Origin of the sequence: Streptomyces sp. NPDC059398 (assembly GCF_042751845.1) — a bacterium.
In the GTDB taxonomy this organism is placed as follows: Bacteria; Actinomycetota; Actinomycetes; order Streptomycetales; family Streptomycetaceae; genus Streptomyces.
This window is the reverse complement of record NZ_JBHYWP010000148.1, coordinates 1-13,857: the sequence shown is the minus strand read 5'-3', so window position 1 is coordinate 13,857 and position 13,857 is coordinate 1. Positions and strand designations below refer to the sequence as shown.

The window sequence follows — 13,857 nt, the reverse complement described above, 5'->3', positions numbered from 1 at the left end:
GGGCCGGATACGGTATCCGGCCCCCGCCCACCACGCGCCCGCCCGCTAGCGACCCGCTACGGGTCCACGGTTCGCACAGGCCAACGACCCGTTACGCGCCCACGACCCGATACGGGCCCACGGCCCGCTACAGGTTCCCGCGCCGCTCCTGCTCGCGCTCGATCGCCTCGAACAGCGCCTTGAAGTTCCCCTTGCCGAAGCCCATCGACCCGTGCCGCTCGATCATCTCGAAGAAGACCGTCGGCCGGTCCTGGACCGGCTTGGTGAAGATCTGGAGCAGGTAGCCGTCCTCGTCGCGGTCGACGAGGATCCGCTCCTGGCGGAGGGTCTCCACGGGGACGCGGGTCTCGCCCGCCCACTCCCCCAGCGTGTCGTAGTACGAGTCGGGCGTGTCCAGGAACTGCACGCCAGCCGCCCGCATGGCCCGGACCGAACCCACGATGTCGTTCGTCGCCAGCGCGATGTGCTGGACGCCCGCGCCCCCGTAGAACTCCAGGTACTCGTCGATCTGCGACTTCTTCTTCGCGACCGCCGGCTCGTTGATCGGGAACTTCACCTTCAGCGTGCCGTCGGCGACGACCTTCGACATCAGCGCGGAGTACTCGGTGGCGATGTCGTCGCCCACGAACTCCTTCATGTTGGTGAAGCCCATGACCTTGTTGTAGAAGGCGACCCACTCGTTCATCTTGCCGAGTTCGACGTTGCCGACACAGTGGTCGATGGCCTGGAACATACGCCGGGCGGGCGGCTCGACGATCGGGTCGGCGGCGGCGTACCCGGGCAGGTAGGGACCGTCGTAGCCGCTGCGCTCCACCAGGGTGTGGCGGGTGGTGCCGTAGGTGGCGATGGCCGCCAGGACCACCGTGCCGTGGTCGTCCTTGACCTCGTACGGCTCCTGGAGGCCGGTGGCGCCGTGCGCGGTGGCGTAGGCGTACGCGGCGCGGGCGTCCGGCACCTCGATGGCGAGGTCCACGATGCCGTCGCCGTGCTCGGCGACATGGCCGGCGAGGAAGCGTCCGTGGTCGGTCGCGGCCTTGATGACGGAGGTGAACACGAAGCGGGCCGAGCCGCTCGTCAGGACGTAACTGGCGGTCTCGCGGCTGCCGTTCTCCGGTCCGGAGTAGGCCACGAGCTTCATACCGAAGGCGGTCGCGTAGTAGTGGGCGGCCTGCTTGGCGTTGCCGACGGCGAAGACGACCGCGTCCATTCCCTTCACCGGGAAGGGGTCGGCCTCACGCGCGGTGTCCGGGGTGTGCTGGGTGGTCTCAGTCATGGCAGAAGCATCCCGCCGTATCGCAAGGTGCGCAATAGTTCACGATTTTGCTGGGCAATCTGTGCAGTAGAAGACCAGGATGGGCGGTCCATCTGTACAGGGTGACCACAGAACAGTGGCATGCGTGACCGACGGGAGCGAAGCATGGGCGTGGGGACGGGCATGGGTACGGGTTCGGGTGCGGGCATCGACGGACTGGACGGCCGGCTGATCGTGCTGCTGGCCCGTGAGCCCCGGATCGGGGTGCTGGAGGCGTCGCGGCGGCTCGGTGTGGCGCGCGGGACCGTACAGGCCAGACTCGACCGGCTCCAGTCGCATGGAGTAATCCGGGGATTCGGCCCCGACGTCGATCCGGCCGCCCTCGGCTATCCGGTGACGGCCTTCGCGACGCTGGAGATCAAACAGGGCCAAGGGGCCGATGTGCGGGCCCACTTGAGCAGGGTGCCCGAGGTGCTGGAACTGCACACCACGACCGGTCACGGCGACATGCTCTGCCGCCTGGTGGCCCGGTCGAACGCGGATCTTCAACGGGTGATCGACCTGGTGGTGGGTTTCGATGGCATCGTGCGCGCCTCCACGGCGATCGTCATGGAGAACCCCGTTCCGCTGCGGATCATCCCGCTGGTGGAGCAGGCCGGCCGAGGAAGGGGCCCCGAGGAGTGAACTTCTGGCAGTACCTCGGCAACCGCTACCCGCAGCTGCTGGTGGACGCGGGCCAGCATGCGAGCGCGGTGTTCCAGGCGATGGTCATCGCGACCGCGCTGGGGGTGGTGATCGGGGTCCTGTCGTACCGCACGGAGTGGGCGGCCAACGTCGCCGTCGCGACGACCTCCTCGATCCTCACCGTCCCCTCGCTCGCCATGATCGGTCTGCTGATCCCGATCGTGGGTCTCGGTGTCGCGCCGACGATGATCGCCCTGGTGCTGTACGGGCTGCTGCCGATCGTCCGCAACACCATCGTCGGGCTGCGCGGCGTTGACGACGACCTGGTCGACGCGGCCACCGGGATCGGGATGTCCCGGCTGCGGCGGCTGCTGCGGGTGGAACTGCCGCTGGCCTGGCCGCCGATCCTCACCGGCATCCGGGTCGCCACCCAGATGCTGATGGGGATCGCCGCCATCGCCGCCTTCGCGTCGGGGCCCGGCCTCGGCAACCAGATCTTCCGGGGGATCTCCAGCCTGGGCAGCGCCAACGCGCTCAACGAGGTGCTGTCCGGAACGCTCGGGATCATCATCCTGGCGCTGCTGTTCGACGCCGCGTACGTCCTGATCGGGCGCCTGACCATTTCGAGGGGGATCCGTGTCTGACCACGCGCCGTACGAAGGTCCAGGGTCGGTGTCCGGGGCCGGACCGGCGCGCCCGGACCCCGCGGAGCCACCGGAGCAGAACGCCGTCACCGGTGCCACCATCCAGCTGGAGAACCTCACCAAGCAGTACGCGGGAACCCCGCTGCCCGCCGTGGACAGCGTCAGCATGGACATCGCGGCCGGGGAGATCGTGATCCTGGTGGGCCCTTCGGGGTGCGGCAAGTCCACGACGCTGCGGATGATCAACCGGCTGATCGAGCCGTCGTCCGGGGTGATCAGGATCGGCGGCGATGACGTCACCGGCATCGACCCGGTGAAGCTGCGCCGCAAGGTCGGTTACGCGATCCAGTCCTCCGGCCTCTTCCCGCACATGACGGTCGCCGACAACATCGGCCTCGTACCGAAGATGATCGGCTGGTCCAGGCAGCGGGTGCGGGACCGGGTCGAGGAGATGCTCGACCTCGTCGGGCTCGACCCGCGTGAGTACCACGGCCGTTATCCGCGCCAGCTCTCCGGCGGCCAGCAGCAACGGGTGGGGGTGGCAAGGGCGTTGGCGGCCGACCCGCCGGTCCTGCTGATGGACGAGCCGTTCGGCGCGGTGGACCCCATCACCCGCGACCACCTCCAGGACGAGCTGATCAGGCTCCAGCACGAGCTGCACAAGACGATCGTCTTCGTCACCCATGACTTCGACGAGGCGATCAAGCTCGGCGACCGGATCGCGGTGCTGCGCGAGCAGTCGCACATCGCCCAGTTCGACACCCCCGAGGCGATCCTCACCAACCCGTCCGACGACTTCGTCTCGGGTTTCGTGGGGGCGGGCGCTGCGCTCAAGCGGCTGAATCTGACCCGGGTACGGGAGGTGGAGATCGCCGACTTCCCGACCGCGACGATCGACGACCCGCTGGAGTCCATCTTCACCCTGCTGCGGACCGGCCGTACCAACGAGGTGCTGCTGCTCGACACACACCGCCGCCCCTACAAGTGGCTGCGGCGCGGCGACCTGATGCGGGCGCGCGGCTCACTGGCGCGGGCCGGGACACTCGTACACGACCATGTGACCCGGGACGCGACGCTGCGCGACGCGCTGGAGGCCGTACTGACGGACAGCGGCGGGCGGGTCCCGGTGACCGGCCGCAGGGGCGAGTTCATCGGCGTGGTCACCATGGAGACGCTGATGAACTCGGTGCACGAGATGCTGGAGGCCGACCGGCTCGCGGCTCTGGAGCACGATCAGGGCCTGGCGGATCAGCGGGCACAGCAGACCCATGCGCTCCAGGAGGGGATCTCCGGCGGTGGGACGGCCGGCGTACGGGAGGACCCGTCGTGAGCTCCGGCGGCCGGCGCCCGCCGCAGCGTCCCGACGGTGAACACGAGGTCCGGGGGCTGGCGTTCCGCGACGAGCAGGCCGAACAGGAAGGACTGGCCGAGCAGGCGGAGGCGGGGGCCGAGGAGACCCGGCAGGGGCTGACCGCGGCGCGCCGGCCGCCCGGACGGCCGGTGCGCCGGCTGACCTGGCTGAAGCTGCTCTTCATGCCGGTGCTGCTGGCCGTCGTGGTCGGCGCCACGCTGATCTGGATCACCCATATCCACCTGGACTCGATCTCGCGGAACTCGCTGGCCCACGACGCGACCCAGACCGCCCTGTGGCAGCACGTCCAGCTCACCGCGATCTCCACCTTCTTCGTACTGATCATCGCGATCCCGCTCGGTATCGCACTGACCCGCCGCGCACTGCGCAGGGCCTCGCCGTACGTCGTGGCGCTGGCCAACATCGGTCAGGCGACGCCCGCGATCGGCCTGCTCGCCCTGCTGGTGATCTGGCTCGGCACCGGCCGGGAGCCGGCCCTGATCGGGATCACCATCTACGCCGTGCTGCCGGTGCTCAGCAACACCATCGCGGGCCTGCGCGCCACCGACCCGGGCCTGATCGACGCGGCGCGGGGCATCGGGATGTCGGCGCCCGGTGTGCTGTTGCGGGTGGAACTGCCGCTGGCCGTACCGCTGATCCTGGCGGGGGTGCGGACGGCGCTGGTACTGAATGTGGGCACCGCCACGCTGGCCACGTTCGGCGGGGGCGGCGGCCTCGGGGACCTGATCAACGCGGGGATCACCAACCAGCGGATGCCGGTGCTGATCCTGGGCTCCGTACTGACCGTGGCGCTGGCGCTGCTGGTGGACTGGCTGGCGTCGATCGCCGAGGTGCTGCTGCGGCCGCGCGGGCTGGAGACGTGATGCGGGTACGTACGACACTCGCGGCGGCCGGGGCCGGGGTCCTGGCGGCAGCGGCCGCGCTCTCGGGGTGCGGGCTCACCAGCGGAAGCCCCATGGTCGACGATGTGAAGCCCGGGTCGATCGGCCGGGGGCTGCCGCTGAAGGGCGCGAACCTCACGGTCACGTCGAAGCAGTTCACCGAGCAGATCATCCTGGGCGAGATGATGGGCCTTGCCTTCAAGGCGGCGGGGGCTTCGGTCCTGGACCGGACGGACATCCAGGGGTCGATCGGCGCGCGCGAGGCGGTCAAGTCCGGTTCGGCGGACGGAATGTACGAGTACACGGGCACGGCCTGGATCACCTACCTCGGCCACACCAAGCCCATCGCCAGTCCGCAGAAGCAGTGGCAGGCCGTCCATGACGCGGACCTCGCGAACGGCATCACCTGGCTGCCGCCCGCCCGGCTCAACAACACGTACGCACTGGCGGTGAGCGCGAAGAACGCCGCGAAGTACCACCTCAAGGACCTATCCGACGTGGCACGGCTGGCGAAGACGAACCCGTCGGCGGCGACGGTCTGCGTCGAGGCGGAGTTCGCGGTACGCAACGACGGGCTGCCCGGAGTGGAGAGGGCATACGGCTTCTCGATCCCGCAGTCGCACATCAAAAAGATGGACAGCGGTGTGGTCTACACCCAGGTCTCCCGGGGCAGCACCTGCACCCTGGGCGAGGTGTTCACGACGGACGGCCGCATCCCCCACCTCGGGCTCAAGGTCCTCGCGGACAACAGGAAGTTCTTTCCCAACTACAACGCGGCGCCCGAGATGTACACGAAGGCGATGAAGAGGCACCCGGCCATCGCGGACGTGCTCAACCCGATCACGAAGAAGCTGACGACACAGATCGCACAGCAGCTGAACGCGAAGGTGGACGTGGAGGGCCAGGACCCGCACGAGGTGGCGAAGGCCTGGCTGATCAAGGAGGGCTTCATCAGGAACGGGTGAGAGGCAACCGGCGCGAGAGGGGGGGCGACCGGTGCGAGAGGGGCAACCGGCGCGGGACGGGCCGACCGGTGCGGGACGACGGGACGACCAGTGCGGGGAGGCTGCTCAGCAGCTGGGCACGGACCCGCCCTTCTTGAGCGCCCCCAGGGCCGACACCGCGCCCTTGAGCGTGGTGACCGGGATCAGCCGCAGGCCGTGCGGAAGGCCGGACTTGGCGTCCGCGCACTCGGCCTTCGGGACGAGGAAGACGGTGGCCCCGTCGCGGGCGGCGGACTGCGTCTTCAGCGCCACCCCTCCGACCGCGCCGACCTTCCCCGAGGCGTCGATCGTGCCCGTACCGGCGATGGTCCGCCCGCCCGTGAGGTCGCTGCCCGCACCGTCGCCGTCCAGCTTGTCGACGATGCCGAGCGAGAAGAGCAGCCCGGCGCTGGGGCCGCCGACGTCCGCGAGGTGCAGCACCACCTTGACCTTCTTGGAGCTGTCACCGAGGTACGAGAGCGCGGCCTCGGTCGCGGCGTCCTGCGAGCCCTTCATCTCGTCGAGGTTGTGCTGCTCGATCTGCTTGTCGCTGCCGCCGCCCGGATAGACCGCGTCACGCGGCATGACCGCCCGGTCGGTACGGAACCAGCCGTCGACCACCTGCCCCAGATCCACGTCCGTGGACGGCCCGGTCGCCTCGATGGTCACCATCCGCAACTGCCCGGACGTCTTCCGTACGGGAGCACCCGAGACGCTGATCACGGGCTGCCCCTTGTCGTCACCGAGCACGTTGGCGGTCAGCCCCGGCTGCGCCACCGAGAACGGCAGCGGCGCGAAGGCGGCCGTACCGAGCAGAGCGAGCAGCAGAACGGCACAGACGGCGAGGACACGGGAGCGCGGATCACGGAGGAGCACCGCCCCAATCTATCGGGCACCGCAAATCGGCCCGCCCGCCCGGCCGAATCAAGCCCGTCCGGCGACACCCCGGCCAAATCAAGCCCGTCCTGGGGGTCCCCCCGGACGGAGTCCGGGGGAGATTGAGGACCGGGGTCCGGGGCAGAGCCCCGTGCACACCGGGCAGCTCACATCTCCGCACCGCGCCACACACCACCCGCACCGCCCCATGTCACCGCCCCACGTCACCACCCCCCTGTCACCGCAACGCCTCCGCGACCTCCCGCGCCGCGTCGACCACACGCGGCCCCACCCGCTCCGGTATCGAGTCGGCGAGCATGACCACCCCCACACTCCCCTCCACCCCGGTCACCCCGACCAGCGGCGCGGCGGCGCCACTGGCACCGGCCTCCAGTTCCCCGTGGGTGAGCGTGTAGCCGGGCCCGTCGGGCAGCCCCTGCCGGGAGGCGAGGATCGCGCGCCCGGCGGCGCCCCGGTCCAGCGGATGGCGGAAGCCCGCCCGGTACGCCACGTGGTAGTCCGTCCACGTCGGTTCGACGACGGCGACGGCGAGCGCGTCCGAACCATCGACAAGTGTGAGGTGCGCGGTCGCCCCGATGTCCTCGGCGAGCGAGCGCAGCGCGGGCAGCGCAGCCTCCCTGACGAGCGGATGCACCTGCCGGCCCAGGCGCAGCACACCGAGCCCGACCCGGGCACGGCCCCCCAGGTCGCGGCGGACCAGGGTGTGCTGCTCCAATGTGGCGAGCAGCCGGTAGACCACGGTGCGGTTGACCCCGAGCCTGTTGGACAGTTCGGTGACGGTCAGCCCGTGATCGGTGTCTGCGAGCAGTTTGAGGACGCGGAGTCCCCGGTCGAGCGTCTGAGAAGTCTCGGCGGTCACGACGCCCACTCCTTACGTGGTAGTCGCGGCGGCTCACCACGAACGTCACGTCACCGGTTCCCGTCGGCGACGCGCGCGCAGCGGCCGCCGGCAGGCCAGGGCACCGGCTGCGCTCCGAGGCGGCTCTGCCACGGGGCGTATGCGTTGCCGGGACAGTAGCGAGCCGGTCCGCTCAGCGGAAGGGTAAGTCCAGAATCCGGGCAGTCGGTGCGACGTTTGGCCCATTTGTAACGGAATGACCGCAGTACGTGACCGAATCGCGTTCCCCTGCCTTCACTCTTTTTATGCCTAGCTTTTACTCTCCGCCGGGTCTCCCGCGTACCGGCAGCGCGCCCTCTCTCCCGGCGCCCGCTCAGCGCCCCGGAGGTGCGAGCGGGCGGACCGCGACAGACCCGGAGGGTTAGCCGGCCCCACCCCCAACCGGCGGAACCCGATGGCCTGTTGGCTGGATCCAGCGCTCAGACCGACCAGTGGAGTGGGAATGCCGACTGCGGTCCCACTGCGCACCGGCAGCGGCGTTTTACGTTGTCCTACGATCAACCGCGGGCTGAGGCACTGCCCAACACCGCGCACGACACGTATTCGCTCATAAGCAGGGGGACGACATGGGGGAGTCAGAGACACCGGCCGAGCTGAAGAAGCGCGCCGAGACGCTCCGTTCGGCGGCGCGGCGTGCGCGTACCGCCGCACATGGCCTTGGCAGCTATCTCGACAAGGAGGCGAAGAAGGCAGCAGGTAGGGGAAAGGGGCGCACCGAGATATGGAGAGGGCCCTACGCGGAATCCACCACCGCGAAGCTCCAGCTTCACAGCCGCACGCTCCACACGATGGCGAACGACCTCGTCGCCGACTCACGGCGCTGGGACGGTGAAGCGCGGAACCTCGACGAGCGAGCGAAGCACGCCTCCCGCCACAACAGCGGCCACTGATGGGCTTCCGAGGGTTCGATGCGGGAGAGGTAGGAAAACTCGCAGCGGATCTGGAGAGAGCGAGCGCCGGTGCGGGTGCGCTGCACCGCAGCATCGGCTCGATCCTGACCGACGCGCAGCAGGCACTCGACCCCGGACAGCGGGCCACCCACAACCCGGACCTTCAGCGCGTCCAGGAGACCTCTGCGGGTAGCGGGGTCCTCGTACCGACCGCGCCGGTCCCGGCTTTCGCGGGCCTGCCCGGGTCGCTCGGCGCGGAACTGCACCTCATGTCCGCGGAAATCAAGTTGCGCCTACGCATGTTCGACGATGCCAAAGGCCCTCACAGTTTCGGTGACGGAATAATCTCTCCGGTCGACGCGTTCAATGGGATCACCACGCGCGCCAAGCCGGACCCGAAACCAGAACCGAAGAAGCGCTCCTGGTGGAAGAAGTGGGTGGCGGACCCCCTCGAAGACGCCGGCACCGACGTCGCCACCGTCATGCAGGCCGCCTTCAGCCCGGATTCCCTCACCGGCATCTTCGAAAGTGCCGTCGGCATCTGGTTGATGTCCGTCGGCGTCGGGGGCGAGTTCGGCGGCGCCGCGCTCGACGCCACCGGAATCGGCGCTGTTGCCGGCGTTCCCGTGAATATCCTCAGCGGCGCGGCCATCGCAGGCGGCGGGGCTCTGACGTACAAGGGCTTCGACGACTTCATAGCAGCGATGTCCAAGGGCGACTACAACGCCTGGAATCGCGCCAGCCGGAGAGGCCCGAAGCCGCCACAGCCGCGGGAGGCCGACCCGCTCAAGGACGAGGGGTACGGGGGCCATGGAGTCACCAAGCATGTAGGCCGCAGCGACAAGCAGATGGGGGATCGACTGGCGAAGGAAGAAAAGATCAAAAGTGTGTCGACGTTCAAGAACACCGGTGAAGCCCAGCGCTTTTCCCAACGGGCCATCGATGCCAACAAACAAGAGATCAGCAACTGGCTGAAGAACGAAAAAAGCGGAGTTCCGAAGGCTTTCCAGGTGAAGGATACCGGCGAGGTCACCGGCCGATCACTCTCCCGTGCAGATTGGCAGGCCGGTAAAGGTTCCAGAGAGGCCCGGGGCGTACGCGTCATCCTAAGACCAGATCCGGGCGCTCCGGGAGGGTATTACATACTCACTACCCATCCCGTTGCTTGACGGGCAGACGCAAGAGCATAAGAGCAGTGACATCTGAAGGAACAACTAATGACCCAACCTGATATTTTCGACGACGATGCCCCGTGGGCGGAGTGGCTACCGGAGCTGCGGCTGCTTCTTTTTGCGTACTCGTCGGTGAACTACGAAAACGCTTACACCGATACCGATGAGGCTCCGTCCAAGGCTATGCGCAGCTATCTGCGGATGGCCACGTACTACCCAGGCCGGGCCTTCCGGGTATCACGCGAGATCATGGACGTGCTCCACTACGGACTCGACGAGGCCGATGTTGCATCCAACCTCGCCACCATGCCACCGATGATCACCCCACCGGACCGAACTCGTGAAGAGTGCTTCATCGCCATGCTTCCGCATCTGGCGGCCTTCACCGAAGCCGGCGAAGTAGCAGAGCCCGCAGTCCCAGAAACCAGCTGGGAGTGGTGCGAGCGCCTTCCGAATCTGAACACCCTGCTCGGCGGTAGTTTCCATCGGGATATCGAGGATCCGTACGACATCGTCCTGGACGAATACGTCAATGCGGGAACCCACGAAGCGGACCACGAGAAAGCGGCTGCCGCTCACGAGATCACCGAACTCCTCGCCATCTGCCCCGACGAGGAATGTGTGGAAGCCGCAGTCGAAGCCCTCGGGTGTGATCTCATGCCACCAGAGGGCCAGACCTACACACAGTGGATGGATCACATCGCCAAGCGGCTCAACGCCCATCTGGAAGCAGAGGGATACCAGCCCCCAGCGGGCCGGAACCCGGCATATCCACCGCACGACAAACGAGCCGTCGCCCATCTGTAGGGCATCGGAAGCCGGGGCGCATGCCGAGCCCCCTCCCGCCCCCGCGCACCTGCCTCACCGCATCCGCGTGGCCCACTCCTGGACCTTCGCGATGCGTTCCTTCAGCTGGCCCGCCGTCGCCTCCGCGCTCGGGGGGCCGCCGCAGGTGCGGCGCAGTTCTGTGTGGATCACGCCGTGCGGTTTGCCGCTCTGGTGGGTGTAGGCGGAGACCATCGTGTTGAGCTGCTTGCGCAGTTCGAGCAGCTGTTTGTGCGTGACGACCGGGCGGGCCTCGGCGGCCTTCTCCAGCAGGTCGGCCTCCTCGGCCGGCTTCTGGCGGCTGTGCGCGATCTGCCGGGTCTGCCGCTTCTGGAGCAGCAGCTGCACCTGGTCCGGCTCAAGGAGGCCGGGGATGCCGAGGTAGTCCTGCTCCTCCTCGCTGCCCGGATGGGCCTGCATCCCGAACTCGGCGCCGTCGTAGAGGACCCGGTCGAAGACCGCGTCGGATTCGAGTGCCTCGAAGGGCAGTTGCTCCTCGGTCTCCTCGTCCTCCAGCTTCTCCGCGTCGGCGAGGAGCTTGTCCTCCTCCGCGAACGGGTTCTCCTCGTCGCTGCCCTTCTTGGGCTTGTCGAGTACGTGGTCCCGTTCGACCTCCATCTCGTTCGCGAAGTCGAGGAGCATCGGGATCGTCGGCACGAAGACCGACGCGGTCTCGCCACGCCTGCGGGAGCGTACGAAGCGGCCCACGGCCTGGGCGAAGAAGAGCGGTGTCGAGATGGTGGTGGCGTACACACCGACAGCCAGGCGCGGTACGTCGACGCCCTCCGACACCATCCGGACCGCGACCATCCAGCGGGACTCGTCGGCGGCGAACTGGTCGATCTTCTTCGAAGCGGCCTTCTCGTCCGAGAGCACCACGGCCGGCCGGTCGCCGGTGATCTTGCGGAGGATCTTGGCGTAATCGCGCGCGGTGTCCTGGTCGGACGCGATGACCAGACCGCCCGCGTCCGGGATGCCTTTGCGGACCTCGGTGAGCCGCTGGTCGGCGGCGCGCAGCACGTTCGGGATCCACTCACCGGTCGGCGCGAGCGCGGTGCGCCAGGCCTGGCCGATCGCGTCCTTGGTCATCGGTTCGCCGAGCCGGGCGGCGATCTCGTCGCCCGCCTTGGTGCGCCAGCGCATGTTGCCGCTGTAGCTGAGGAAGATCACCGGGCGGACCACACCGTCGGCGAGCGCGTTGCCGTAGCCGTACGTGTAGTCGGCCGATGAGCGCCGGATGCCGTCGTTGCCCTCCTCGTACGTGACGAAGGGGATCGGGTTGGTGTCCGAGCGGAACGGCGTACCGGTCAGCGCAAGACGCCGGGTGGCCGGGTCGAACGCCTCCTGGCACGCCTCGCCCCAGGACTTGCTGTCGCCGGCGTGGTGGATCTCGTCCAGGATCACCAGGGTCTTGCGCTGCTCGCAGCGGTTGCGGTGCAGCATCGGGCGCACGCCGACACCTGCGTAGGTGACCGCGACGCCGTCGTACTCCTTGCTCAGCGGGCCCGCGCTGTAGTCCGGGTCCAGCTTGATCCCTATCCGGGCCGCGGCCTCCGCCCACTGCTTCTTCAGATGCTCCGTCGGCGCGACGACGGTGACCTGCTGCACGACATGGTGGTGCAGCAGCCAGGACGCGAGGGTCAGCGCGAAGGTGGTCTTCCCGGCGCCGGGGGTCGCGACCGCGAGGAAGTCCCGGGGCTGCTCATGGAGGTAGCGCTCCAGAGCGCCTTCCTGCCAGGCACGCAGCTTGCTGGCGGTACCCCAGGGGGCGCGGCCGGGGAAGGCGGGTGAGAGGTGGTGGGAGGCGGTAGTAGTCACGGTCTCCGAATCGGTTCTCAGAGGTGCACGGGGCGGCGGTACGACAACCGGGCCACCCTACCTGTGGCCCGATCGAGCCCTCGCGCGAACGGCGCCACCCGTACGCGATGAGACCCGGCTCACTCCGCCAAGGCGCGCAGCTCCTGGGAGATCTCCTTGACCTCTTCCGTACGCCCCGCGGCCACCGCGACCACCAACCGTTCGGCGGCGTCGATGTCCGGACGCAGCTGCACACCGTTCATGGCCAGGAAGACGACGCAGGACACCCAGGCCGTGCGCTTGTTCCCGTCGATGAAGGGGTGGTTGATGGCCAGCGACTGGAGCAGCGAAGCCGCCTTGTCGAACAGGTCGGGGTACGCCTCCTGGCCGAACATCGACGCCGACGGCCGGTGCACGGCCGAATCGAGCAGCCCGGCGTCCCGGATGACGATGTCCTGGTCGTCGACGGCACGGTCCGCGATGGCCAGTCCGTCGTCAGCCGACAGATACACGGGACTCACTTGAGCCGCTCCATCAGCTCGGACCACTTGGCGACCTGCTCCTTGGCCGTTTCGCGCACGAGGGCCTCATGAGCGGTCCTGGCCAGGTAGTCGTCCACGGCCCGGAGCAGTATGGCGTGCATGCTGGTGCCCTCCTGCTCGGCACGGAGCTTGAGCGCTTCGGTCTGGTCGTCGCGGAGACGCAGATTCATAGCCATACCAATATGGTACCAACGAGTGGGGTCAGAGTGGTACCAGTCAGTCGGTCCCCAGCCGGGTCGCCACCCACGCCCCCGCCAGCGCCACCGCCGCCATCGGCAGGAACACCGCGGCGAACGCCGCCGGGTGCGGGGCCGAGGCCCCGTCGTGCAGGGCGCCCACCGCTCCCCCGCCCAGCGCCGCGAAGGCCGCGCCGCCCGCAGCGAGCAGCAGGACGTTCGAGAGGCCGTCGGAGATCTGCAGGGCGGCCGAGTTCGCGCCCGCCTCCTCGGGGGCCGACAGCTTCAGCATCATCACACTCGTCGATGCGATGACCGTCCCCATGCCGTAGCAGCCGAACGCCCAGGCCACCGCGACCGTCCACGCCGGGACCGAGTGGATCAGCACGCTCGGCGCGGCCAGGATGGCCGCCGCGACGAGAACCATGCCGATGACCATGAGCCGCTGCCGGTACGGCTCCATGCGCGGCCGGGACTGTACATACGAGCCGAGCGCCCAGGTCCCGCCGCCGACCGCCAGGGAGAGCCCGGCAAGCGTCGGCGAGAGGCCGCGCTGGGTGACCAGCATCAGCGGTACGAAGCTCTCGGCCGCGATGAACGACCCGGCGGCCACCCCGCGCAGCAGCACGACGGAAGGCAGCCCGCGCGCAGCCCGGCAGGTACCGCGGGGCAGCAGCCCCAGCACGGCGGGTACCAGCATGGCCACGCCCACCACGGCCGGGACCAGCGAGAACCACCGCAGGTCCTGGCCCGCGTACTGGAGCAGCCCGGCGCCCACCGAGATCCCGAGTGCGAGCCGGATGCGCCGCCCGTCGAAGGGCGGGGGCGGTACGGGGGGATCGGC

At 68.8% G+C, this 13,857-nt stretch carries 14 protein-coding genes and 1 pseudogene; 8 read left to right on the top strand and 7 right to left on the bottom strand.

Features of this window, described 5'->3' with window-relative positions; all coding sequences use genetic code 11:
• Positions 1-127: 127 nt before the first annotated feature.
• Positions 128-1,273 carry a 4-hydroxyphenylpyruvate dioxygenase gene (gene hppD, locus ACFXBC_RS33295; RefSeq protein ID WP_385033219.1) on the bottom strand — a complete coding sequence of 382 codons (1,146 nt, stop codon included), beginning with the start codon at positions 1,271-1,273 and terminating at the stop codon, positions 128-130.
• A 144-nt stretch (positions 1,274-1,417) separates the two neighbouring features.
• Between hppD and ACFXBC_RS33290 the strand changes: the two genes are divergently transcribed.
• Genes ACFXBC_RS33290 through ACFXBC_RS33270 form a run of 5 tightly spaced genes read left to right on the top strand, consistent with a single transcriptional unit; the run spans position 1,418 to position 5,798 of the window.
• Entirely contained in the window at positions 1,418-1,936 is a 519-nt protein-coding gene (locus ACFXBC_RS33290) for an Lrp/AsnC family transcriptional regulator (protein ID WP_385033216.1), read from the top strand.
• Positions 1,933-2,580: an ABC transporter permease gene (locus ACFXBC_RS33285; RefSeq protein WP_385033213.1), complete on the top strand. Its 648-nt coding sequence runs from the start codon at positions 1,933-1,935 to the stop codon at positions 2,578-2,580. The genes ACFXBC_RS33290 and ACFXBC_RS33285 overlap by 4 nt, the downstream gene beginning before the upstream one ends.
• 28 nt (positions 2,581-2,608) lie before the next feature.
• On the top strand, positions 2,609-3,910 hold the full coding sequence (locus tag ACFXBC_RS33280; RefSeq protein ID WP_385033222.1) for an ABC transporter ATP-binding protein: 1,302 nt from the start codon (positions 2,609-2,611) through the stop codon (positions 3,908-3,910).
• Positions 3,907-4,815, top strand: a complete 909-nt coding sequence (locus ACFXBC_RS33275; RefSeq protein ID WP_385033210.1) for an ABC transporter permease — start codon at positions 3,907-3,909, stop codon at positions 4,813-4,815. The genes ACFXBC_RS33280 and ACFXBC_RS33275 overlap by 4 nt, the downstream gene beginning before the upstream one ends.
• Positions 4,815-5,798 carry a glycine betaine ABC transporter substrate-binding protein gene (locus tag ACFXBC_RS33270; RefSeq protein ID WP_385033207.1) on the top strand — a complete coding sequence of 328 codons (984 nt, stop codon included), beginning with the start codon at positions 4,815-4,817 and terminating at the stop codon, positions 5,796-5,798. The genes ACFXBC_RS33275 and ACFXBC_RS33270 overlap by 1 nt, the downstream gene beginning before the upstream one ends.
• 105 nt (positions 5,799-5,903) lie before the next feature.
• Here ACFXBC_RS33270 and ACFXBC_RS33265 read toward each other — a convergent pair whose 3' ends face one another.
• On the bottom strand, positions 5,904-6,692 hold the full coding sequence (locus ACFXBC_RS33265; RefSeq protein ID WP_385033204.1) for a S16 family serine protease: 789 nt from the start codon (positions 6,690-6,692) through the stop codon (positions 5,904-5,906).
• A gap of 238 nt (positions 6,693-6,930) precedes the next feature.
• On the bottom strand, positions 6,931-7,572 hold the full coding sequence (locus ACFXBC_RS33260) for an IclR family transcriptional regulator (protein ID WP_385033201.1): 642 nt from the start codon (positions 7,570-7,572) through the stop codon (positions 6,931-6,933).
• Between the two features lie 605 nt (positions 7,573-8,177).
• Between ACFXBC_RS33260 and ACFXBC_RS33255 the strand changes: the two genes are divergently transcribed.
• Genes ACFXBC_RS33255 through ACFXBC_RS33245 form a run of 3 tightly spaced genes read left to right on the top strand, consistent with a single transcriptional unit; the run spans position 8,178 to position 10,480 of the window.
• Positions 8,178-8,501 (top strand): hypothetical protein, encoded by a 324-nt coding sequence (locus ACFXBC_RS33255; protein WP_385033198.1) that lies wholly within the window; start codon positions 8,178-8,180, stop codon positions 8,499-8,501.
• Positions 8,501-9,670, top strand: coding sequence for an RNase A-like domain-containing protein (locus ACFXBC_RS33250; protein WP_385033195.1), 1,170 nt, complete (start codon positions 8,501-8,503; stop codon positions 9,668-9,670). Before ACFXBC_RS33255 ends, ACFXBC_RS33250 begins: the two co-directional genes overlap by 1 nt.
• A 48-nt stretch (positions 9,671-9,718) precedes the next feature.
• Positions 9,719-10,480: a contact-dependent growth inhibition system immunity protein gene (locus ACFXBC_RS33245; protein ID WP_385033191.1), complete on the top strand. Its 762-nt coding sequence runs from the start codon at positions 9,719-9,721 to the stop codon at positions 10,478-10,480.
• 54 nt (positions 10,481-10,534) lie between these two features.
• Here the strand turns inward: ACFXBC_RS33245 and ACFXBC_RS33240 are convergent, their stop codons facing one another.
• The 4 genes and pseudogenes from ACFXBC_RS33240 to ACFXBC_RS33225 all read right to left on the bottom strand — a co-directional run.
• Positions 10,535-12,316 (bottom strand): DEAD/DEAH box helicase, encoded by a 1,782-nt coding sequence (locus tag ACFXBC_RS33240; protein ID WP_385033188.1) that lies wholly within the window; start codon positions 12,314-12,316, stop codon positions 10,535-10,537.
• Between the two features lie 119 nt (positions 12,317-12,435).
• Positions 12,436-12,816, bottom strand: a complete 381-nt coding sequence (locus ACFXBC_RS33235; RefSeq protein ID WP_385033185.1) for a type II toxin-antitoxin system death-on-curing family toxin — start codon at positions 12,814-12,816, stop codon at positions 12,436-12,438.
• Positions 12,813-13,013 (bottom strand): CopG family transcriptional regulator, encoded by a 201-nt coding sequence (locus ACFXBC_RS33230; RefSeq protein WP_385033182.1) that lies wholly within the window; start codon positions 13,011-13,013, stop codon positions 12,813-12,815. The genes ACFXBC_RS33235 and ACFXBC_RS33230 overlap by 4 nt, the downstream gene beginning before the upstream one ends.
• A 40-nt stretch (positions 13,014-13,053) precedes the next feature.
• Positions 13,054-13,857 (bottom strand): annotated as a pseudogene (locus ACFXBC_RS33225) (MFS transporter); the annotation flags it as partial.

Excerpts from the sequence above, each read along its gene's own strand:
- ACFXBC_RS33290 (WP_385033216.1), top strand. The coding sequence starts at position 1,418 with ATGGGCGTGGGGACGGGCATGGGTACGGGTTCGGGTGCGGGCATCGAC.
- ACFXBC_RS33255 (WP_385033198.1), top strand. The coding sequence starts at position 8,178 with ATGGGGGAGTCAGAGACACCGGCCGAGCTGAAGAAGCGCGCCGAGACG.
- ACFXBC_RS33245 (WP_385033191.1), top strand. The coding sequence starts at position 9,719 with ATGACCCAACCTGATATTTTCGACGACGATGCCCCGTGGGCGGAGTGG.
- ACFXBC_RS33270 (WP_385033207.1), top strand. The coding sequence starts at position 4,815 with ATGCGGGTACGTACGACACTCGCGGCGGCCGGGGCCGGGGTCCTGGCG.
- hppD (WP_385033219.1), bottom strand. The coding sequence starts at position 1,273 with ATGACTGAGACCACCCAGCACACCCCGGACACCGCGCGTGAGGCCGAC.
- ACFXBC_RS33250 (WP_385033195.1), top strand. The coding sequence starts at position 8,501 with ATGGGCTTCCGAGGGTTCGATGCGGGAGAGGTAGGAAAACTCGCAGCG.
- ACFXBC_RS33230 (WP_385033182.1), bottom strand. The coding sequence starts at position 13,013 with ATGGCTATGAATCTGCGTCTCCGCGACGACCAGACCGAAGCGCTCAAG.